General features: G+C 48.7%; 18 protein-coding genes and 5 tRNA genes. 1 reads left to right on the top strand and 22 read right to left on the bottom strand.

What is annotated here, in order from left to right; all coding sequences use genetic code 11:
* Positions 1–2: 2 nt before the first annotated feature.
* The 5 genes from ACO0K2_RS08260 to ACO0K2_RS08240 all read right to left on the bottom strand — a co-directional run bounded on the left by ACO0K2_RS08260 (position 3) and on the right by ACO0K2_RS08240 (position 6,438).
* Positions 3–845, bottom strand: coding sequence for a MinD/ParA family ATP-binding protein (locus ACO0K2_RS08260; RefSeq protein ID WP_423017613.1), 843 nt, complete (start codon positions 843–845; stop codon positions 3–5).
* Complete coding sequence (gene flhF, locus ACO0K2_RS08255; RefSeq protein ID WP_423017611.1) at positions 838–2,100, bottom strand: flagellar biosynthesis protein FlhF; 1,263 nt, start codon at positions 2,098–2,100, stop codon at positions 838–840. The genes ACO0K2_RS08260 and flhF overlap by 8 nt, the downstream gene beginning before the upstream one ends.
* On the bottom strand, positions 2,097–4,184 hold the full coding sequence (gene flhA / locus ACO0K2_RS08250; protein ID WP_423017609.1) for a flagellar biosynthesis protein FlhA: 2,088 nt from the start codon (positions 4,182–4,184) through the stop codon (positions 2,097–2,099). The genes flhF and flhA overlap by 4 nt, the downstream gene beginning before the upstream one ends.
* A complete protein-coding gene (gene flhB / locus ACO0K2_RS08245) occupies positions 4,181–5,332 on the bottom strand; it encodes a flagellar biosynthesis protein FlhB (RefSeq protein ID WP_423017607.1) in 1,152 nt (383 codons plus the stop codon). Before flhB ends, flhA begins: the two co-directional genes overlap by 4 nt.
* 227 nt (positions 5,333–5,559) lie before the next feature.
* Positions 5,560–6,438 (bottom strand): alpha/beta fold hydrolase, encoded by an 879-nt coding sequence (locus ACO0K2_RS08240; protein ID WP_423017605.1) that lies wholly within the window; start codon positions 6,436–6,438, stop codon positions 5,560–5,562.
* 222 nt (positions 6,439–6,660) lie between these two features.
* Here ACO0K2_RS08240 and ACO0K2_RS08235 point away from each other — a divergent pair, with 222 nt between their 5' ends.
* Positions 6,661–7,263, top strand: a complete 603-nt coding sequence (locus tag ACO0K2_RS08235; RefSeq protein WP_423017603.1) for a histidine phosphatase family protein — start codon at positions 6,661–6,663, stop codon at positions 7,261–7,263.
* Between the two features lie 111 nt (positions 7,264–7,374).
* On the opposite strand, the gene ACO0K2_RS08230 is transcribed toward ACO0K2_RS08235, so the two are convergent.
* The 17 genes from ACO0K2_RS08230 to ACO0K2_RS08150 form a co-directional block, all read right to left on the bottom strand.
* Positions 7,375–7,467, bottom strand: a tRNA-Leu gene (locus tag ACO0K2_RS08230).
* Positions 7,468–7,537: 70 nt separating this feature from the next.
* Positions 7,538–7,611, bottom strand: a tRNA-Cys gene (locus tag ACO0K2_RS08225).
* A 97-nt stretch (positions 7,612–7,708) separates the two neighbouring features.
* Positions 7,709–7,784, bottom strand: a tRNA-Gly gene (locus ACO0K2_RS08220).
* Between the two features lie 33 nt (positions 7,785–7,817).
* Positions 7,818–7,893 (bottom strand) — tRNA-Gly (locus tag ACO0K2_RS08215).
* 30 nt (positions 7,894–7,923) lie between these two features.
* Positions 7,924–7,999 (bottom strand) — tRNA-Gly (locus ACO0K2_RS08210).
* A 50-nt stretch (positions 8,000–8,049) separates the two neighbouring features.
* Positions 8,050–8,631 (bottom strand): CDP-diacylglycerol--glycerol-3-phosphate 3-phosphatidyltransferase, encoded by a 582-nt coding sequence (gene pgsA, locus ACO0K2_RS08205; protein ID WP_423017601.1) that lies wholly within the window; start codon positions 8,629–8,631, stop codon positions 8,050–8,052.
* Between the two features lie 39 nt (positions 8,632–8,670).
* Positions 8,671–10,533 (bottom strand): excinuclease ABC subunit UvrC, encoded by a 1,863-nt coding sequence (gene uvrC, locus ACO0K2_RS08200; protein ID WP_423017599.1) that lies wholly within the window; start codon positions 10,531–10,533, stop codon positions 8,671–8,673.
* A 12-nt stretch (positions 10,534–10,545) separates the two neighbouring features.
* Positions 10,546–10,947: a holo-ACP synthase gene (gene acpS, locus ACO0K2_RS08195; protein ID WP_423017597.1), complete on the bottom strand. Its 402-nt coding sequence runs from the start codon at positions 10,945–10,947 to the stop codon at positions 10,546–10,548.
* Positions 10,948–10,951: 4 nt separating this feature from the next.
* Entirely contained in the window at positions 10,952–11,707 is a 756-nt protein-coding gene (locus tag ACO0K2_RS08190; protein WP_423017595.1) for a pyridoxine 5'-phosphate synthase, read from the bottom strand.
* Entirely contained in the window at positions 11,704–12,558 is an 855-nt protein-coding gene (gene recO / locus ACO0K2_RS08185; RefSeq protein ID WP_423017593.1) for a DNA repair protein RecO, read from the bottom strand. Before recO ends, ACO0K2_RS08190 begins: the two co-directional genes overlap by 4 nt.
* Before the next feature lie 6 nt (positions 12,559–12,564).
* A complete protein-coding gene (gene era / locus ACO0K2_RS08180) occupies positions 12,565–13,467 on the bottom strand; it encodes a GTPase Era (RefSeq protein ID WP_423017591.1) in 903 nt (300 codons plus the stop codon).
* Between the two features lie 7 nt (positions 13,468–13,474).
* Positions 13,475–14,341, bottom strand: a complete 867-nt coding sequence (gene rnc / locus ACO0K2_RS08175; RefSeq protein ID WP_423017589.1) for a ribonuclease III — start codon at positions 14,339–14,341, stop codon at positions 13,475–13,477.
* A gap of 8 nt (positions 14,342–14,349) precedes the next feature.
* The gene (locus tag ACO0K2_RS08170; RefSeq protein ID WP_423017587.1) at positions 14,350–14,748 is read right to left on the bottom strand and encodes a DUF4845 domain-containing protein; all 399 of its coding nucleotides are present in this window, start codon (positions 14,746–14,748) and stop codon (positions 14,350–14,352) included.
* A 30-nt stretch (positions 14,749–14,778) separates the two neighbouring features.
* The gene (lepB, locus tag ACO0K2_RS08165; RefSeq protein ID WP_423017586.1) at positions 14,779–15,690 is read right to left on the bottom strand and encodes a signal peptidase I; all 912 of its coding nucleotides are present in this window, start codon (positions 15,688–15,690) and stop codon (positions 14,779–14,781) included.
* The gene (gene lepA, locus ACO0K2_RS08160; protein WP_423017584.1) at positions 15,687–17,480 is read right to left on the bottom strand and encodes a translation elongation factor 4; all 1,794 of its coding nucleotides are present in this window, start codon (positions 17,478–17,480) and stop codon (positions 15,687–15,689) included. The genes lepB and lepA overlap by 4 nt, the downstream gene beginning before the upstream one ends.
* Before the next feature lie 168 nt (positions 17,481–17,648).
* Positions 17,649–18,464 carry a tRNA pseudouridine(38-40) synthase TruA gene (gene truA / locus ACO0K2_RS08155; protein WP_423017582.1) on the bottom strand — a complete coding sequence of 272 codons (816 nt, stop codon included), beginning with the start codon at positions 18,462–18,464 and terminating at the stop codon, positions 17,649–17,651.
* 73 nt (positions 18,465–18,537) lie between these two features.
* On the bottom strand, positions 18,538–21,273 hold the full coding sequence (locus ACO0K2_RS08150) for a FimV/HubP family polar landmark protein (RefSeq protein WP_423017580.1): 2,736 nt from the start codon (positions 21,271–21,273) through the stop codon (positions 18,538–18,540).
* Positions 21,274–21,292 lie beyond the last annotated feature (19 nt).

Here is a 21,292-nt window from a genome sequence, read left to right as displayed (position 1 = left end):
AATTAAATTCCGAGACCAACACCAAGCTCAGGCACACCCTCAAAAGACATCACAGAACGCGCTGACTCAGCCAGCTGCGTTGCCAAACGAGAAAAAGCAACCGAAGCACGTGCCTTTGGAAAGGCATCAATCACCGATTGCCCTAAGGTGGCAGCCTTTCTGACGTGATCGTCTTCTGGTACAAATCCAATATAGTTCAAAGGTACAGCAAGATAGCGACTCGCGGCCTGCGCCATGTTTGTATAGATCAACATTGCCTCCTTCTCAGACACCCCGGAAACCAGAATACTAAAAGAACGACGACCAAGCCTTCCACTCATCCGCTTTATCATGCCATAAGCATTTTTTATTGCTGCCGGATCTGAAGACACCTGGATCACTAACTCACTATGATCGAGGGCAGAAAGCGGAAAAGCATTGTTATCATCGATATTGACGTCAACGACAACCAAATCGGCCCGCTGCGCAACAATATCAAAAATCTTCGACAACTGCCTCCCTGTTTCTGGGGACATCTCCGACAACGCACTTGCTTTTTGTGACAACATCGCCACTGACAAGCCAGCAGCCACCATTTTGATAGCCTCTCGCATTGTACGCTGTTGTCTCGCTACATCCAATAAGCTGATGTCATTTTGCGCACATAACCACGCTCCGATGCTGCTTGGCGTGGATCTAGCATCCAACATCGTGATCTTTTGCCCCTGTCTTGCTAATGACACGCCGAGATTGACCAGCATGGCACTTTTTTCTTCATCCTTGAGTGCAGACAAAAAAGTAAATACGCGTGGCTTCGGCGCTGCCAACATGCGCCGCAATCCTTCTGCCTGATCGATATTAGCCAAAGGACACCTCCCGAGAGGCTGATGCAGTGACATTAGCTGCGGCGGACATCAACAGCGGCAACTCATCATCCAAGTATTTAAACGCAGCAGTCTCCCGCTTGAGTTTAAATGCACGATCAATCAAATACTGCTTGTTGGCGACATGCAAATCCTCAGGCACGCGCTGACCACTCGCAACGTAGTACAACGTCAATTTCTGACGAATGGCGATATCAAGCGCCCCACCAATTGTTGCGGCCTCATCCAATTTGGTCAAAATACAGCCAGCCAAACCCGTACCTTGGTACGCCCGCACAACTTCGCTCAGCGTTTCACCAGTTGAAGTAGCGTTCAGGCACAAAAGACGCTTCACGCCCGTGTCGGCTCCAGACAACATGGCAACTTGATCTGTTACCATTTTATCGCGCTGACTGACGCCTACAGTATCAATCAAAACGGTATGCTTATTTTTGAGCTCGGACAAGGCAATACGCAAATCGCTTTCATCTTTGACGGCGTGCACCATGACGCCGAGGATTTTTCCGTAAATCCGTAATTGCTCATATCCACCGATACGGTAACCGTCAGTGGTGATTAACGCTAATTTGGATGGGCCATGCCGCATGACACAACGGGCGGCCAATTTTGCCGTGGTCGTAGTTTTACCAACACCGGTAGGACCCACTAGGGCGTAGACACCGCCTTTTTCCAATATTTCGTTTTCGTTATCGATAGAAGACAAGTTACGTGCCAAAATCGTTTTAATCCATTCGATACCATTCTGAACTGTCTCGTTCTCTGGCATTTTGGCTACCATAAATCGCGACAAACTCGCGCTCAAGCCCGTTGCCAACATCTCCCTCAACACCTCCGCTTTTTGAGGCTGACGTTGCTGCGTGTTGGTCCACGATAACTCCGCCAATTGCGATTCAAGCATGCTACGCATCGAACGAATTTCGCTCATCACATCAGACATTTCGTTTGCACGCATCAACTCTGGTGCTGATCGTGGCTGCGCAAACGAGGGCGACTCAAATCCCTTATTTTCAGTACGGAAAGGAGGTGTAATGATCGGTGCCTCGGGGACAAACTGGGGTGCCTGCTTGGGCGCCGCTGACGGAGGAATCGCATTAACAGCTTCACCCTCCATAGCAAGAATTTCGACTTTACCGTCCACATTACGGTTCGACAAAATAACCGCATCAGCACCTAAAGCCTCTCTCAGCATGCGAAGCGCCTCGCGCGACGTTTTGGCAGTAAATTTTCTTACGTTCATGACTGACCTCCAACAAGACTGGTGACTTTAATCGTTTTTGTTTCTGGTAATTCTGCGTGCGACAGCACTTTCAATTGCGGCAAAGTGCGGCGTAAGAAGCGGGATAACAAGGCGCGCAACGGTGCTGGTACTAACAACACTGGTGTTACCCCCATCTGTTCCTGATGTTTGGTCGCAATATCGGCTTGGGTCGATAAGGTATCAGCGAGCCCTGGCTCAATACCCGAGCCGTCAGCGCCACCGGTATTGAGCGCTTGCATCAACAGGCGCTCTAAGCGACTGTCGAGCGTCATCACGGTTAACTCGTTTGTGCCAGGGAAAATCTGCTGAACAATCGCCCGACCGAGCACGATACGAACGCGTGCCGTCAACTCATTTGGATCCTGGGTATGCAATGCATGTTCAGACAATGCCTCGATAATCGAACGCATATCGCGGATATGCACACCTTCGACCAGCAGGTTTTGCAACACTTTTTGCAACGTCGATAAAGGCAACAATTTTGGAATAAGGTCCTCGACCATTTTTGGCATTTCTTTCGCCAAATGATCCAGTAACAGTTGTACCTCTTGGCGACCTAACAACTCTGCTGCGTGGGTCGTAATAACGTGATTCAGATGCGTTGCAATCACCGTACTCGAATCAACAACGGTGTAACCCATTGTCTGCGCCTGCTCTTTCATGCCTGCATCAATCCAGACTGCTGGCAATCCAAATGCAGGATCCGTGGTCGCTGGACCGGGCAAAGGCCCAGCAACCATGCCGGGATTAATCGCAAGAAACTGTCCGTTCATTGCTTCGCCAACACCCACCTCGACGCCTTTGAGCGCGATTCGATAGGCCGATGGTTTCAGTTCAAGGTTGTCACGAATATGCACAGGTGGCGACAGGAATCCCACTTCTTGCGCAAACTTCTTACGCACACCTTTAATGCGACGTAACAACTCCCCACCTTGCGCCTTATCGACCAATGGAATCAATCGATAACCCACTTCCAGACCCAGCGTATCCACAGGCAATACATCCTGCCATGTCGCCTCTTCCATCTCTGCTGCTGGAGCCGGTGGCGCCTCTTGCTTGACTGGTTCTTGTGCTGCCACCTCGATACGTTTGCGCACCATATAACCAGCGCCACCCAAAGCAGACGCGAGGAGCACAAAAGCAATATGTGGCATCCCTGGAATAATGCCCATGCCACCAATAATGGCGGCCGTAATAAACATCACCTGAGGTTTAGCAAAAAGCTGACCAATCAATTGACCACTAATATCCTGATCACTCGCAACACGCGACACAACTACACCAGCGGCAGTCGAAATAATCAACGAAGGAATCTGCGCAACAAGACCATCACCAATGGCCAACAAAGTGTAGTTTTTTAACGCATCTGCAAAGTCGAGGTCATGCTGCACCATACCAACAACCAAACCGCCGACGATATTGATCACTGTAACCATAATGCCGGCAACAGCATCCCCTCGCACGTATTTACTCGCACCATCCATTGCGCCATAAAATTCAGCTTCTTGTGCGACTTCAGTACGACGACGACGCGCTTCTTGTTCTGCAATTAATCCGGCATTTAAATCGGCATCAATCGCCATTTGCTTACCTGGCATCGCATCCAACGCAAAACGTGCACCAACTTCAGCGATACGTCCTGCACCTTTCGTCACAACGGTGAAGTTAATGATTGTTAAGATGACGAAAACGACGATACCAACAGCGTAGTTACCACCAATCAGAAAGTGACCAAACGCCTCAATCACTTTACCTGCCGCGTCTGGACCAGTATGTCCTTCTGTGAGTACCACACGTGTTGACGCCACATTCAACGACAACCGCAGCATCGTACTGACCAACAACACGGTTGGAAAAACCATAAAATCAAGCGGCTTTACGGTGTACAAACTCGTCAGCAAAACGATGACAGCAATCGCAATATTGAAACTAAAAAAGATATCCAGAACAAATGCCGGGAGCGGCAAAATCATCATGGATAACATCAAAATAATCAGCAACGGCGCAGCCAATGCGCGACCATTGAGCCCGTTTAACCAGAGTGGTAGTTTCAGGCTGTTCATTCATTCACTCCTTGTTGATTATTTGGATCTAATTCTTTTGGTACTGGTAATTCACGTGGCACGTCTGGTCTGATGCCGCCATTGCTGCGGAAAGTCCGTAATTGATAAACGTAGGCTAAGACTTCAGCAACAGCACCATATAAGGCCTCTGGAATTTCATCACCGAGATCGGTGTGCTTATACAAAGCACGGGCCAGAGGTGGCGCCTCTAACATTGGTACGTTGTTTTCTTTGGCGAGTTCACGAATTTTTGCCGCGACTTCATCAGCACCTTTCGCAACAACGGTAGGAGCACGATTGCCTCCTTCGTTGTATTTCAGCGCAACCGCAAAGTGAGTCGGGTTCGTAACAACAACGTCCGCAGTTGGCACTTGCGCCATCATTCGACGACGAGCCATTTCACGCTGCTGCTGACGAATCTTGGCTTTGATTTGAGGATTACCGTTCGCTTCTTTTGACTCTTGAATTAATTCTTGGCGAGTCATTTTGAGCTTATTCGCGTATTGCCACATTTGGTAGGGCGCATCGATCGCGGCGATAGCAACCAATGCGCCGACAATATAAATAAAACACATCAATAACATCCGGCCGACGTGCGGAATACTGTTCGAGAGATCCTCAAGCGCAAGACCAAAAATGGCTTCCTTTTGATGAGAAACCACGATCCACGCAACAATACCAACCAGGATCGTCTTCACAACCGCTTTCAATAATTCAACCAATGCCCGCACTGAAATCATGTTACCTAGTCCCGAAATGGGATTCAGTCGTCCAAAATTTGGCTCCAAGGCCTTTGCACTGAATAACCATCCTCCAATCAGGACTGGCGAACCAAGCGCCACGATAACCAACACGCCAGCGATAGGCGCAAAGGTAATCACAACACTCAATAAATGCGACGCAATTTGCGTAATCAACAGATTGAAATCAAAGGCAGCTTCTCGCTCAAAACTCAGGCCTGCAACGAGATTTTGCTGTAATTGCGAGACCATATTGCCACCCATCGCCCAGAAAGCACCGCCTGCTGCAAACAAAATGGCGCAGGTAGACAGCTCGCGAGAACGCGGCACATCCCCCTCTTCGCGCGCCTGCTCAAGGCGCTTCGACGAGGCCGGTTCGGTTTTTTCGAGATCGCTTTCTTCGGCCATTGCCGACTCCTGTCATTTCCACAAAGCAATAATTGCTTTATCTACGCAACTACACAGGTGTCATTATTGAATATCGGAAGAGACTTAGATGCGACGAATAAGGGAGTAAATACCCGTTTGTTTAACGGTAGAGCGATGCTCGACAGGAAATGTCGGCAAGTGTTGGCAGCCTATCTTGCGATAACAAGCAAGAAGAAACACCCTGCCACATGACGAAAGGAGGAAAATTAACCCTGCTCGGCGCTGATCGCATCAGCCAATAGGGGCCAGACTGCTTGGTGAGATCGCCGAAACCAATCAATATGACCGAGCGTTTTCAACCCGAACTTCGCGGGATCGATTGAATTCACTTGCTTTGGCGCGTGGGGAAAGGTCGACATCAGATCATCGACCGTACCTGCGTTAGCAATGTCATCATCCGTTGCATAGAAAACACTGATTGGCATACGAACTTCATCATGAAAATCACGCGCTTTGTGGTGCCGAACCGCGTTTGTGGCATATTTGCCTGCAGAACACCATTCACCCCACTGCTGGGCAACCGCAGAAGGAAGATTCTCTCCTAAACCAATCGCCGCAGTCGGGCCATAGCCAAAGAGCTTGATCCCAATCGGAACAAATAAATGCAGCCCAAAACGGGCCTTTAAGGCAAATGCCGGACGCATACGAGAAAACCATCCTGTCGAAGTTGAGACGCCGACGACACGCGCAATTTTTGCGTGATTAGGCATGAGCCCCATCATCTGCCCACCAGCGCTATGCCCCACTAAAATCACCTTCTCTCTCGCAGTACGATGAAGTAAATGTTCCAATGCAGCAACTTGATCAAGTTGCCCCCAATCTGCAAGGCTCGCGCGACAATCTTTTAATTTCCCCGCAAGGGATAGACCAATGCCTCGGTAATCGAATACCAGCACGTCAAATCCTCGCTCGGTCAACCAGGAGGCAAATCGAAAATAAAAATGTTGTTTGACGCCTGTTGCCGGACAGATCAGCACCGGTAGCGCTTGCCGCGGCATACTCGCTTGAAAAAAATGACCGGCAAGATGAACACCGTCAGAGCAATGGATCGTCACACGTTCAGGTTCTTGAGCTAAGTGGGTCATTTGTGTTACGCAACAAAATAATGTGGAGAAGGAAATAAACAGCGAATGGAGAATTGATAGTAACTGAAGACGAGGGGCGATACATAGAGTCGTAACTCTAGGGACGTCAACGAAGGTAAGATTTTTTACCGAGGTGGCAACAGCAAACCCAATAACCTTACCAACAGAGAGAGAAGGAACTGCGCGTTATAATTGGCACATCAGATACACATAGGAGCCGCAATGAAGAAATTATGGATCGTACCGACACTATTAATAGCGATCGCTACCAGCAACGTCAGTTTCGCAGATGAAACCATTGTGATGGTCCGTCACGGAGAGAAACCAGCCGCAGGACTTGGACAACTCAACTGCCAAGGCCTTCACCGCTCACTCGCCTTACCTCGCGTACTTCAACAGAAATTCGGAGCGCCTGCCGCCATCTTTGCCCCCAACCCCGGCATCCAAAAAGAAGACCGTGGCACGCCTTACAACTACATCCGCCCCCTGGCAACGATAGAACCTACTGCCATTGCACTTGAACTCCCGGTCAATACCCAATTTGGACTGGAGGATATCGATGGTCTGCAGCAGGCGGTCATTACCTCTCATTACGCAAATGCGACTGTATTCGTGGCATGGGAACATCGCTTAGTTGAGGAATTTGCACGTCGAATCCTCAGCAGCAACCACGGTGATCCCGCATTAGTTCCAGTTTGGAAAAGTGATGATTTCGACAGTATTTATATCGTGACACTGCGAACAGATAAAAATGGTAATCGCACAGCGAGTTTTGCTTTGGACAAAGAAAACCTCAACGATCTACCAACCACCTGCCGCGAATAATCGAACAACGTCATGCCGCAACGCTGAGTGTTGCGGTGAAAACAAAAAACCCTGCAAAGCCTTGATTTCTCTAGCTTTGCAGGGTTTTCTGCGTTACGTCTGATGTCGATATGGTGCCCGAGGCCGGAATCGAACCGGCACGCCCGCTATTAACGAAGCGGCGGATTTTAAGTCCGATGTGTCTACCTATTTCACCACTCGGGCCCATCACTACAACATGCAATCAAAGATTGCTTGCTCTGTATCGAGGATGTCTAAGACATGCTCTTGAATATGGAGGCGGGGGTCGGGATCGAACCGGCGTCTACGGCTTTGCAGGCCGCTGCATAACCACTTTGCTACCCCGCCAAGGGTGCCATTAATCTCGCGCCAACTTCCACTCGACTAATTTGCGGTACATCAACTACTGTAACAAAAAAGGGAAGCTTTGCTTCCCTTCAGAATCTGGAGCGGGAGAAGAGTCTCGAACTCTCGACCTCAACCTTGGCAAGGTTGCGCTCTACCAACTGAGCTACTCCCGCAGATGCTGCGATACTTCAGGTACTACGCCAATTTGGAGCGGGAGAAGAGTCTCGAACTCTCGACCTCAACCTTGGCAAGGTTGCGCTCTACCAACTGAGCTACTCCCGCATTTGCACTACTTTATTCGCTGAGAAAACTTGGAGCGGGAAAAGAGTCTCGAACTCTCGACCTCAACCTTGGCAAGGTTGCGCTCTACCAACTGAGCTATTCCCGCATCAACGAAAGACCAGAATTATATAGTATTTCGAAAAACTGTCAAGTAAGCTACTTCAGATTCTCCGTCGATTCTTTGATTAACGGCCACGCTTTACGCAGGTAATAGAACATCGACCACACAGTCAACACTGCCGCAATCAACAACAACCAACTACCCGGCAATACCATATCGACACCAAACAATGTGTCGTAATACAAAAGCATCGGAATTGCCAACATTTGCGCTGCTGTTTTAATTTTTCCTAACGAGCTGACAGCCACTGACTTTGAAGCGCCGATCAACGCCATCCACTCGCGCAGTGCCGAGATGGTAATTTCGCGGCCGATGATCACAAAAGCAATCACCGCATTCACTCGATCTAACTGCACCAACACAAGCAATGCCCCAGCAACCATCAACTTATCAGCGACCGGATCAAGAAAAGCACCGAACGAAGAAGTCTGATTCCATCGCCGCGCTAAAAATCCATCAAACCAATCTGTCACAGCTGCAACAATAAAAATAAGCGTCGACGCCAATCCTTTTTGAAATGGATTCAACCAAGAATCGGGCAAATAAAAAACACCAACAACAAGTGGAATCAGCGCGACCCGCAACCAGGTCAATAAGATAGGAAAATTAAATGGCATGACTTAATTATTTAGAATATTTCTCTGCATTATATTGATCTAACGAAGGCGCTTGTAAATTTCTTCAGCGAGTTGTCTTGAAATACCCTCAACACTCGCGAGCTCTTCAACACTCGCATCACTAACACCCTTCAAACCACCAAAGCGGACCAATAATCGTTGCCGACGCTTAGGTCCAACCCCTTCAATTTCTTCCAACTGAGAAGTCTGTCTCGCTTTATCACGTTTTGCACGCATCCCCGTGATCGCGAAACGGTGCGCCTCATCACGGATATGCGCAATCAACATTAATGCAGCAGACTCTTTACCTAACTCTTTCTCTTCCCTACCATCGACAAAAACCAAGGTTTCAAGTCCGACTTTACGCCCCTCACCTTTGGCGACACCCACAATCAAACTTGTATCGAGACCCAGCTCAACAAATACCTGCCGCGCAATCTCTACCTGCCCTTTACCACCGTCAATCAATACCACATCGGGCATCGCAGCCACTGACGGATCCTGGTCGACCACTTTTTCATACCGCCGCGTCAACACCTGACGCATCGCGGCATAATCATCGCCCGGCGTAATATCTTTGATGTTGTATCGTCGGTATTCACTATTTTGCATCGCATGATGCTGATATACCACGCAAGACGCTTGCGTCGCCTCTCCTTGCGTATGACTGATATCAAAACATTCAACACGTAACGATTCCATATTTTCAGTATCAAGCTCAAGCACGGTCGCCAATGCACGCGTTCTGGCCTGCTGAGAGCCTTGCTCCGAGAGGAGGCGCGCCAACGCAAGCTCCGCCCCCTTTACAGCCATCTCCAACCATACCCGACGTTGCTCTTGAGGTTGAAATGATAAATGAATTTTATGACCGCACTGTTCTGCCAATACCAACATCAAGTCCGGCGCATCCAATGCAACGTTCATGACGATTGTTGAAGGAATAAACTGATCAACATAATGCTGCGCCAAAAAGGCTGCCATCACCTCAGCCTCAATCGACTCTTCGCTTACCGTGCGAACATCATCAACATGACTAGGGAAATACGCCCGATCTCCGAGGTGCCGCCCACCTCGTATCATCGCCAAATTAACACAAGCGCGACCGCCCTCAACAACAACGGCAATCACATCAAGGTCGGCATTACCCGTTGTCTCCATACTTTGTTGATGCAACACTTTTGATAATGCTGACATCTGATTGCGCACTAACGCCGCTTGCTCAAATTTCAACTCAGACGAAAAGCCGAGCATCTTCGTCTCGAGATTCTGCATCACTTCAAGTTGTCGCCCACGCAAAAAATCAGCCGCGTTTTTTACATCTTGCTGGTAATCCTCTGGCGAAATCAGATCCACGCAAGGGGCACTGCAACGATGAATTTGATGCAGCAAGCAAGGCCTTGTTCGGTTAGCGAACACACTATCCTCACAGCTACGCAATAAAAAGACCCGCTGCAATATTTGCATCGACTCCTTGACAGCCCAACCAGATGGAAATGGCCCAAAATAGTGATGCTTCTTATCAACCGCGCCGCGATAATACGTCATGCGTGGTGTTTTCTCGGAGGTGATTTTCAGATAGGGATAAGACTTGTCGTCGCGAAATAAAATGTTATATCGTGGACGTAGCGCTTTAATGAGGTTATTTTCAAGGATTAACGCCTCTGCCTCACTTCTCGTTACCGTCGTCTCAAGGCGGACGATTTTCTCCACCATCATCGCAATTCGAGGACTAGCGAGTGTTTTTTGGAAATAACTAGTGACACGTTTCTTCAGGTCCCTCGCCTTTCCAACGTACAGAACCTGATCTTGGGCATCAAAATAGCGATAAACCCCGGGCAGATGCGGTAACTGTGCCACGGCATCGAGGACTTGCTGACGACTATTTTCTGGGGACTGCTCCATATCCAACCCTATTTATTCCTGCGCTCGTTGCTCAACAATGACAAAGGCAACGACGTGATGCACCTCGTCACTCACAGACACATGTGCACTCAAACCGCGCTCCTTCATCCAGACGGCTAAATCGCCACTTACCACGATCATCGGACGTCCCTGATCACCGCTGACTGTCTGCATATTGCGGAGCGTCATTGGCAACCGAACACCCGTACCAATCGCTTTAGAAAAGGCTTCTTTCGCCGCAAAGCGCGTTGCAAGATAGCGAATCCCACGCACCGGCGATTGTCCTTGACGTTCAAAAAACGTCAGCAACTCCTGTTCACCGAGTACTTTTCTCAGGAAACGATCACCACCGCGACTCAATGCGCGCTCGATGCGTTCGATAGAAACGATGTCTGTACCAACGCCAAAAATCACAGGATCACCTTACCGCCAAACGCGACTTCACGATGAACGCCTTGATCTCTTGCACTGCCCCAGCCCAACCGGACCATACTGTTTGCGCCGCCACCACCTCATCGACATTGATGCAGCAAACTTCAGTAAGACGCGAAACGGAAGCAATATCTTGCATTCGCAGATGACCACCCACGCTCACACGAAGACCATGACGGACACATTCATCAACGACGACTGACAACGAAGCAAGGTACTGCCGCTGATCCTCCTCGCTCTCTAACTCAGACAGGCGAGAGCAATCCAGTCTGACAGCAGCGAGTGCCAACTGCGCTGCCGCTTGTACTTGTGCGACTTCAGGCAAGGTCACCGCACTCACCTGCCTACCATCAGCCAAAACGGGTTGAATAGCTAGCTGTATGTCCGACAATTGTCCAACGAGATCAACAGCACCATGTATTGCATGCGATGTCGACGACGATACGAGACATATCTGCGCCTTGGGCAAGGCAAGTAAGTGACTCAATACAGGATCTGTCGGAGTGACCTCAACAACAAAGATGCCAATCGTCATCTGTGCCAGGTGGTGCACATCAGCAGACATCCGCGACCATGTAGAGTCCTGCACATGACAGGTCACTTCATCCGCGCCAGCCTCTTCGGCAAAGAGCGCTAACTTCGACAAATCAATCAGATCGCTTCCGAATTTTTCGCGCATCGCAACAACTGAGTTCAAACTCACACTGAGCGTAATGTGTTGGCGCTGTTGATGAATATTCATAAATTCTGCAAATCAATCAAAATTTGGCGGGTGTTGAGAACAACACCATGTAAGTGATGAGCAAGCAAGCTCCGCATGAGCATCTTGCTCTGAAATTGTGTTTGTGGATCTTGGTAATCACCCGCAACCATGTCAAGCAGTGTTTGACCCAATACTACAGGCGCTGTATCAGAAATTAGCGATTGACGCACACCCGACTCAGGATCAACAACATATCGTGCGTCAGCCTGAATGCGCTCTCTCGTCGTAGTGCAAAAAGTCAGATCACTAAGCAATCCAGATTCACGGAGTAACGATAACTCAAATTGACGCAACACGGTGGTCGCGGGCTCATCGTGAGCGAGTTGATTTAACGTCGATACGTATTGATCGAACAAGGTAGGATGCGCCTCATCGCGCACAAGGAATTTAACGAGTAACTCGTTGAGATAAAATCCACACAGGAGAGCAGATTTTTCGAGTGGCAGCATACCACCAACCCATTCTGCGGAGGTCAAAATCCGTATTTCAGATTTTCCAGTCCAGGCAAAATTAAGAGGTTGAAAAGTCTGCAAGACGCTTCGCAATTGAGAGTGTGGGCGCTTAGCTCCCTTTGCAATCAAAGCGATACGCCCATAATCTCGCGTCAACACATCGATGATGACGCTGGTTTCTTTATAGGGCCAGGAATGCAGCACGAACCCTGGTTGACCGCCTACACGACGCTCCCTACTTGGTGTTTTTGACGCTGGTGACTTCACCTTCGCTGACGTCAACTTACTTGAGCTTAAAGAAGCAACGAGAGACGCTTCATCCTCCAGATCGAGGGCGGCCTCTTGTACTCGTACAGCAACAGTATCACCAGCACTCATGCTCGCTTATTCGTAACCGTACGCCCGCAAACCAGCCTCGTTATCAGCCCAACCTGATTTCACTTTCACCCATATTTCCAGATACACGGGACCGCCAAAGAGTTTTTCCATATCAACCCGAGACTGCGTCGAGATATCTTTGAGTCGAGCACCCTTGTTACCGATGACCATCGATTTATGTCCATCGCGGTCAACAAGAATGGCAATAAAAATTCGACGCAAGTTACCTTCTTGCTCAAATTTTTCAATCAGAACGGTACTTGTGTACGGCAGCTCATCACCAACGAAACGGAATAATTTTTCACGAACGATCTCAGTCGCTAAAAATTTCTCGCTACGATCAGTAATGTCATCTTCCGCAAACATTGGCGGATTCAGAGGCAGATATTTTCTCGTCTCGCCTTCCAAATTCTCCAACTGGAAGCGCAATGTCGCTGACACAGGAACGATGGCAGCAAATGGGAATAACGCAGCGATTTTCTGCGCGAACGGCATCATGACCGCTTTGTCTTTGACGCGGTCAGATTTATTGATCACCAAAATACAAGGGACGTTTTTTGGTAACAAATCGATGACTTGCTGGTCTGCTGGCCCAAATGTACCCGCTTCCACAAGAAACAGGATCACATCCGCAGCGGTCAGTGTGGTCGTAACTGTGCGATTTAAAGTACGATTTAAGGCATTCGAATGACGCGTTTGGAAGCCTGGCGTATCGACGTAGACAAATTGTGTATTGTCTTTTGTCTGTATCCCCGTGATTCTATGGCGTGTTGTTTGTGCCTTACGCGATGTAATACTTACCTTCGCACCGATCAGAGCGTTCATTAACGTCGATTTACCAACGTTGGGACGACCAACGATCGCGATGTATCCACAACGAAAATCGGGATTATCTAAAATTTCATTCATGGAATACTCAAGCAATCTTTGGGTGATGATTCGGGTTTACTGCTTCTTCTGACGTTTTTTTGGTATCAACGTCTGCCACGCTTTTTGCCTTTTCAGACGCAGTGTTTGCATCTGCAGGCGGTTCATTTTGCGGGGTTGCAATTCCAGCCAATTTTAACTGCGCCGCGCGTGGTTTTGCTTTGCGGGATGCTGGCGTGCGCGACAACACTTCAATCGCTGACTCTAACGCCAACTTAGCAGCCGCTTGCTCGCCTGCACGACGACTTCCGCCCGTACCAAACACCTGGATATCGAGCTTAGGAACGAGACATTCGATTTCGAATTCTTGGTTATGCGCTGCACCATGTGTCGCGACAACATTATATTGCGGCAAAGCAATTTTTCGACTTTGCAAAAATTCTTGAAGCAATGTTTTCGCGTCTTTACCTAAAGTAGTCGGGTCGACAGACTCTAAAATCGGGGCATAGAGCGCACGAATGACTTCTTTCGCTGCCTCGAAGCCAGCGTCGAGGAAAATACCACCAAAGAGAGCCTCAAGCGTGTCAGCGAGGATTGAAGGACGTCTGAATCCGCCAGATTTAAGCTCCCCCTCCCCGAGACGCAAAAATTGAGATAACTCAATTTTCTGAGCAATTTCATATAAGGTCTGCTGCTTAACGAGGTTTGCACGTACCCGCGACAGGTCACCCTCATCGATATTTGCAAAGCTTTCGAAAAGCAAGGAGGCGACTACGCAATTGAGAACAGAGTCACCTAGAAATTCTAGGCGCTCATTGTGTAACACGCTATGACTCCGGTGAGTCAGCGCCTGCTGCAATAAAGCTGGATTACCAAACTGGTGCCCCAGCCTCTTTTGCAATAATTGAAGATTCATACGTCAATCTAGTTATTCTGGCTTTTAGTGGCGATTCCACTCTTTGCCGTTGTACCCTCGTAGTCGAGCAACAAAGTTGCAGGACCAAACAAAGGTATCTTTTTCTGATAGGTAAAACTAACATCAATATCATCACCGTTTCTGGAAATCACCAGATCTTTACCAGTAATGGAAGTGATGTAGCCAACTTCCGCTTGCTTGTCGAACGCAATTTGGATTTCTCGCACCGTCGTTCCGGCATTTTTCGCTGAAACAATGGCTTTCTTGATGGAGAAATATTCGATAGCAGTAGGTACAACCTTCATTGCTAGCATCGCAATAAGTACGACCGCACCCAAAGAGAGTATAAGACCAATCAATGAGATTCCACGTTGAGATGTCAATGGGGGATGGCGACGGTTATTCATTGCTACTGAGCTCCAGGTTGATGTGATTAATTATTTAAAACTCCCGATACGCTTGATATTGCCAAGGTTCATCCAGATAAAGAACGCTTTTCCTACGATATTCTGATCTGGAACAAAGCCCCAATAACGGCTATCAAGGCTATTGTCACGATTGTCTCCCATCATGAAATATTCCCCTTGAGGAACGACACAAGCGAATCCATCGCTATTGTATGTACAATTTTCGCGTTTAGGGAAATTATGAGGATCACGAACATCAGCCGGCGCCTGATCACTATTGAGAATCTGGTGATTCACCCCCGTTAAATTCTCGGTATATTGCTTAAAATAAATTAAGTGTTCGTCATCAAGAAAGTCGGGTTTTGCCTCATAAGTCATCTCATTGCCATTGATGAGCAAGCGTTTGTTTTTATAAACCACCTGATCACCCGGCACACCAACAACGCGCTTGATGTAATCCACCGACGGATCTTCAGGGTATTTAAACACCATGACGTCACCACGTTGCGGATTACCCACTTCGATGACTTTTTTATTCAAAATGGGTAGACGAATGCCATAGGCAAATTTATTGACCAAAATTAGATCGCCAACAAACAGCGTTGGCAACATGGAGCTCGATGGGATTTTAAATGGCTCATATAAAAAGGAACGCAAGAAGAATACCAAAGCGATCACTGGGAAAAAGCTTCCCGAATACTCAACCCACAACGGCTGACGCAGAAGATTCGCTTCAATCTCAGCACGTTTATTCTCTTCGACTCGGATACCATCATTTGCCAATTTTGCATTACGTGCATCATATGCCGCCAAGGCAGCATCAGCTGCTGCACGGCGCTGCTTTGCAAGGACAAACACATCCAAAAACCAGACAATACCCGTGCCGATCGTCAGCACGAACAAAATCAGGGCAAAATTTCCTAAAATTGACTGAAAACTCATTTTTCATCCACTTGTAAAATTGCCAAAAATGCCTCTTGCGGGATCTCTACGGAGCCTACTTGCTTCATGCGCTTTTTACCCGCCTTTTGTTTTTCAAGCAATTTACGCTTACGGCTAATATCACCGCCATAGCATTTTGCCAAAACGTTCTTACGCAGCGCCTTCACGTTTTCACGAGAAATAATGTTAGACCCGATCGCCGCTTGAATCGCCACGTCAAACATTTGGCGCGGAATCAATTCACGCATTTTTGCCGCGACAGCGCGACCACGAAAATGACTATTCGCACGGTGAACAATAATCGCTAACGCGTCCACTTTCTCGCTATTAATGAGCATATCCACTTTAACGACGTCAGCAGCACGATTCTCTTTGAACTCATAATCCATCGACGCATAACCACGCGAGGTCGATTTTAAGCGATCGAAAAAGTCCAAAACGATCTCAGCCATTGGCATTTCATAGGTCAACTTCACTTGGCGACCGTGATAACTCATATCGAGCTGAACACCACGTTTTTGCGTACACAACGTAATCACCGAACCCACATACTCTTGAGGCATGTAAAGGTTCACTGTCACAATGGGCTCACGGATTTCTTCGATCTTGGATGGATCCGGCATTTTCGATGGGTTATCAACCATCGCAATGCTGCCATCCGCCATCACGACTTCATACACGACTGTTGGTGCCGTCGTGATCAAGTCCATATCAAATTCGCGTTCGAGTCGTTCTTGCACGATTTCCATGTGCAATAGACCCAAAAACCCACAGCGGAAACCAAAGCCAAGCGCCTGAGATACTTCCGGCTCATACATGAGCGCCGCATCATTCAGCTTCAGCTTCTCCAAGGAATCACGTAAGGCATCGTACTGATTAGCCTCGACGGGGAACAGACCTGCAAACACTTGCGGCTGCACCTCTTTAAAACCCGGCAGAGGCGCTGGCGCAGGCTTATTCGCAATCGTAATCGTGTCGCCAACCTTCGCCGATTTTAATTCCTTAATACCAGCGATCACAAAACCAACTTGACCTGCTGATAAATGGTCGCGACTCAGAGACTTAGGCGTAAACACACCCACACTTTCAACCAGATGCTGCGCCTCGGTTGCCATGAATAAAATTTTGTCTTTCGGGCGCAATGTACCGTTCACAATGCGAACCAACATAACGACGCCCACATAATTGTCGAACCAAGAGTCAATAATTAACGCTTGCAATGGCGCATCTGGATCGCCTTTTGGCGGCGGCACTTTGACGATGAGTGATTCGAGAACGTCGAGCACGCCAAGTCCTGTTTTCGCGGAGCAATGCACTGCATCAGTTGCATCAATGCCAATCACTTCTTCGATTTCAGAGCATGCATTTTCGGGATCTGCGGATGGCAGATCGATTTTGTTGAGCACTGGAACAACTTCCACACCCAGCTCAATCGCCGTATAGCAGTTCGCAACAGTCTGCGCCTCGACGCCTTGGGACGCATCAACAACAAGCAATGCCCCCTCACACGCGGAGAGTGACCGGCTTACTTCGTAGCTAAAATCAACGTGACCAGGGGTATCAATCAGATTTAGGTTGTAGATCTGACCATCTTTCGCTTTGTAATGCAAAGCAGCGGTCTGGGCCTTAATGGTAATCCCACGCTCACGCTCAATATCCATAGAATCAAGGACTTGTGCTTCCATTTCACGATCGGACAAGCCACCACACAATTGAATGATGCGATCAGCCAGCGTGGACTTGCCATGATCGATATGGGCAATAATAGAAAAATTCCGGATGTTATTCATTGAAATTACAAAAAAATACTAAGGTGAGGCGAAGACCAGCTAAAAAAAAGCGCTCCAGTCTGGGCAACAGTCCCCAGGCGAGCGCCTTCAGTGTGGGTTTTGCAAAGCGTCATTTTACCGGATTTCAGAGAGGAAATCTGAGAAATCACGCGTCAAAGCAAGAAAGCACTATAAAAGAGACAAGAAGCCGGGCAACTCGATTTGTCCCGAATGGGGCAAGTCCCATTTTTCTTCGTAATCAATTTTCGCGAGATACAGGCCGTCCGGCATAAAGGTAGGCGCAGCAACACTTCTGTTCTTACTCTCGAGCACCTCGGCCATCCACGCAGGCGAACGGCGTCCCGTTCCCACAAATAGTAATGAACCGACAATATTGCGCACCATATGATGCAAAAACGCACTTGCCCTCAAGGTAAAAACAATCAACTCCCCTTGCTGACGAATCGTGATCTCATACATATGTTTGACGGGTGATTTCGCCTGACAACCGGAGGCGCGAAATGCTGAAAAGTCATGCTCGCCGAGCAATTTTTCAGCCGCCTCACGCATCAAATCGACATCAAGTGGGCGAAACACCCATCCAGCGCGACCAGCCCACATCGGCGAACGAATTTTACTGTTGTAAAGCACGTAATGATAAGTCCTCGCCCTAGCACTAAAACGGGCATGAAAATTATCCTGCGAACCCTCATCGAGTACTAATTCTTTCGCCCACTGAACCGCGACACTGCCTGGCAAGAACGAATTCACACCATTCACCCAAGAGTAGGCAGACCGATCTAAGTCCGTATCAAAATGGACAACCTGCTCGATGCCATGCACTCCAGCATCTGTTCGTCCCGCACAGACCGTCGTTAATTCCCGGCCGCAAAACTGGAACAAAGCCCTTTCCAATGCATCTTGCACGGTATTTCCGGAAGGCTGGGTTTGCCACCCTTGCCACCCACTTCCATCGTATTGCACTCCCAAAACAAGACGCTTCACTTGCACATCCATTCATTCAAAAAACAAAAACGGGCGCCAATCCGTGGCGCCCGCAGAATTTAACACATTACGTTCAAGCCATCTGCGCCAACATCGTACTTGCGCGCTCTTTTTGCTCTGCTGTTCCCCCTTTGACCACTTCATCCAGCAGCTCACGAGCACCTTCTTTGTCGCCGATTTCATGGTAAGCAACAGCCAAGTCCAGCTTCGTTGCCATTTCGGCATTAACTTCAGGCGCAGCAGGCATTGCCTCAGGCGGAGCGGATGCGACAGGTGACGCATCCGAAGGAAGATCAAGATTAATACCAGAGAGATCAAATTCAAATGGCGACACAGCTTCTGGCATTGCCGCTTCCTCATGGTGCTCACTCTCACCATCCGACAAGGAGACCGCATCCGTCATGACTGGCAATTCGTGACCAAAACTCATATCGAAAGTAGGCTCTTCGTGCGCAGTATTATCCAGATTAAGCCCTTGCAATGGCTCTTGCTGGAATGAATGCTCCTCTGCAGACGGCGCTAAAGCTGTGCTTTCAGTCGCATCCTTACTTCCACCACCAAAGTCGAAATCAATCGCACCAAAATCCAAGTCAGCCGCTTGAACTGCTGGCGCTGGCGCGCTTTCCGTTGAATGCGTTGCCACAGCAGGCTGATCATCACCAAAACCAAGATCAAAATCTAAGCCTGCATCCATCGCTGGCGCTGCGGGTTGCTCAGTTTGCACTTCCGCCTGAGGCGATTCTTTCACATCATCATGCGAATTAATATCGATAATACTAATCGCTTCTAGCATATCCTTGGAAAGTGAGTTACCCAGCAGTGCTTCAGGATCCAAATCCTCAAGTGGCTGTGTCGGCGATCCCAAACCTGCCCCGTAGAACGCATCCGATTTTGCTTTACCACCAGCATAAAGCGGATTATTAGGCTCTAGAACAATACCCATCGACGCTGCCTGCGCCCACTCTTCACCCTGACCACCAGTCATCCCATACAACTCACTGGCAAGACGCTCAAATAACTTGGCATCTTTACGTGCAAAATAAATTTCTAACAACTTGACCCGAACAGCGTGGCGATCAGGCTGCGTTCTTAAAGCCTCTTTCAGAATTTCTTCTGCCTGAGAATCGCGACCATACGCAATGTAGACATCCGCTTCCGCAACTGGGTCTACCTCGTTAGCATCCAATTGGCTAGCAGATGGTGCAAAATTAGAATTGAAGACACTGTTATTCGTATCGACGCTCTGACCTCCCGTCGAACCGAACATGGAGTTCGCCTTCATACTCGAGCCGGTCAAAATACTATCTTCAAATTGCTGCAATTTCTTTTTACGGCGATTAACCCAAACACCCGCTCCCGCAAGTAACGCGAGGAGAATCCCACCACCCGGCACCAGCCATTCTGACATATCGTCGAAAAAGCTTGGTTCTGGTGGAGGTGGCGCAACAGGACGGTGTTTAGGCAAGGGCTTCGTCGATACCGCACTGCTTGCAGTTGCAGCGCTCGCCGATGCAGCCACTGCAGGCACTGACGCCGGAGATGTTGCCGCACTGCTTGCAGGAGAGCTAGCGGCGACACTCGCAGGAACAGATGCCGGCGCTGCAGCGACAGCAGTTGAAGATGGGGCAGCAGCAGAAGCCGCCGCTGGTTTCTGATCGACTTTAGGTTTGTTTTTATCTGCCAGCTCTGACTCTTTTGCAGCCAGATCTTTGTTCTTCACATCCAGCAAGCGCTGCAAATCACCAACGTTCTTCTCGAGCTCCTTCAAGCGCCCGGCCGCCTCTTCCGAAGCACGTTTTTTCGCCAGCTTATCCTCTTCTGCACCACCCTTGCCACTGCCGGCTTTTTCGTTTGCCGTGGGCGCAGCTTTTGATAACTTCAGTTTATCCAGCGCCTCTGTCGTCGCAGTAGGCACTTCTTTCACTTTTGCGGAAATTGAACCACTCGCACTTTGCTTCGCTGTGACCGTTTTTGCAGACTGAGAACGGTCGACATAATCTGCCAAGTGATTACGGTAAGCATTGAAATCAGCAGCATGCGCAAGCACAACGGCATGTGCTGCAGAAGTAGTGCCAGCGCTGGATTTAATGCCGTCCGCATCAGGTACGCTCAAAATCTGACCGGCCTTGAGGCGATTCATGTTCTTACCAATAAATGCCTGAGGATTTGCCCGGTATAAACTCACAAGCATTTGATCGAGCGAAACACCCTCCTGCTTATAGGCAGCAGCGATCTTTCCTAAGGTATCACCGGACTTCACTGCATACTCGTCAGCAGCTTTTACTGGTCGCGATATGTCTTTTTTTTCGTTCGCTGGGTTCGCAGTAACAGCAATTGGCATCGTCGAAGGAGACCTACTCGGAGGCTGAGCGGCTTGCTGACCGGACGACTGATTAATGGATAAAGACTGTCCCTTATTTACAACACTACCAGGGGTGGCGATTTGCGGAGATTGACTGTTTCTTAACTCAGCTGGATCGAGCAAAAATGTATATTCACGCAACAGCTTGCCGTTAGAGGATGTAATTTCCAGCAATAAATCGACGAAAGGCTCATTCATTGGCTGTGATGAAGACACCTTTATCACGAAACCGGCACCCTTAGGTTCGACCGAAAACCGCAATGCAGACAAAGCAGGATTGAATTCAATATTGGCTTGACGAAACGCTTCGGCCGATGCCAATTTAGGAACCAGACTGTCAATTTCATCTTTATTGGGAGACGTCAGCTCGATTTCAGCCTTGAGAGGCTGCCCTAATGAGGAAAGCACAGTCAACCGGCCCATGCCCGTGGCGTGAGCTTCAGACATGAAAAGTAAAGCCGAAGTA

It is taken from the genome of Undibacterium sp. MH2W (assembly GCF_049340215.1).
Taxonomy (GTDB): Bacteria; Pseudomonadota; Gammaproteobacteria; order Burkholderiales; family Burkholderiaceae_D; genus Undibacterium.
Note: the sequence above shows the minus strand (reverse complement) of the source record. Positions and strands in the feature narration are given on the sequence as shown.

Excerpts from the sequence above, each read along its gene's own strand:
- recO (WP_423017593.1), bottom strand. The coding sequence starts at position 12,558 with ATGAGTGCTGGTGATACTGTTGCTGTACGAGTACAAGAGGCCGCCCTC.
- era (WP_423017591.1), bottom strand. The coding sequence starts at position 13,467 with ATGAATGAAATTTTAGATAATCCCGATTTTCGTTGTGGATACATCGCG.
- lepA (WP_423017584.1), bottom strand. The coding sequence starts at position 17,480 with ATGAATAACATCCGGAATTTTTCTATTATTGCCCATATCGATCATGGC.
- ACO0K2_RS08235 (WP_423017603.1), top strand. The coding sequence starts at position 6,661 with ATGAAGAAATTATGGATCGTACCGACACTATTAATAGCGATCGCTACC.
- ACO0K2_RS08150 (WP_423017580.1), bottom strand. The coding sequence starts at position 21,273 with ATGTCTGAAGCTCACGCCACGGGCATGGGCCGGTTGACTGTGCTTTCC.
- pgsA (WP_423017601.1), bottom strand. The coding sequence starts at position 8,631 with ATGCCATTTAATTTTCCTATCTTATTGACCTGGTTGCGGGTCGCGCTG.
- flhA (WP_423017609.1), bottom strand. The coding sequence starts at position 4,184 with ATGAACAGCCTGAAACTACCACTCTGGTTAAACGGGCTCAATGGTCGC.
- ACO0K2_RS08170 (WP_423017587.1), bottom strand. The coding sequence starts at position 14,748 with ATGAATAACCGTCGCCATCCCCCATTGACATCTCAACGTGGAATCTCA.
- flhB (WP_423017607.1), bottom strand. The coding sequence starts at position 5,332 with ATGGCCGAAGAAAGCGATCTCGAAAAAACCGAACCGGCCTCGTCGAAG.
- flhF (WP_423017611.1), bottom strand. The coding sequence starts at position 2,100 with ATGAACGTAAGAAAATTTACTGCCAAAACGTCGCGCGAGGCGCTTCGC.
- lepB (WP_423017586.1), bottom strand. The coding sequence starts at position 15,690 with ATGAGTTTTCAGTCAATTTTAGGAAATTTTGCCCTGATTTTGTTCGTG.
- rnc (WP_423017589.1), bottom strand. The coding sequence starts at position 14,341 with ATGAATCTTCAATTATTGCAAAAGAGGCTGGGGCACCAGTTTGGTAAT.
- ACO0K2_RS08240 (WP_423017605.1), bottom strand. The coding sequence starts at position 6,438 with ATGACCCACTTAGCTCAAGAACCTGAACGTGTGACGATCCATTGCTCT.
- uvrC (WP_423017599.1), bottom strand. The coding sequence starts at position 10,533 with ATGGAGCAGTCCCCAGAAAATAGTCGTCAGCAAGTCCTCGATGCCGTG.
- ACO0K2_RS08190 (WP_423017595.1), bottom strand. The coding sequence starts at position 11,707 with ATGAATATTCATCAACAGCGCCAACACATTACGCTCAGTGTGAGTTTG.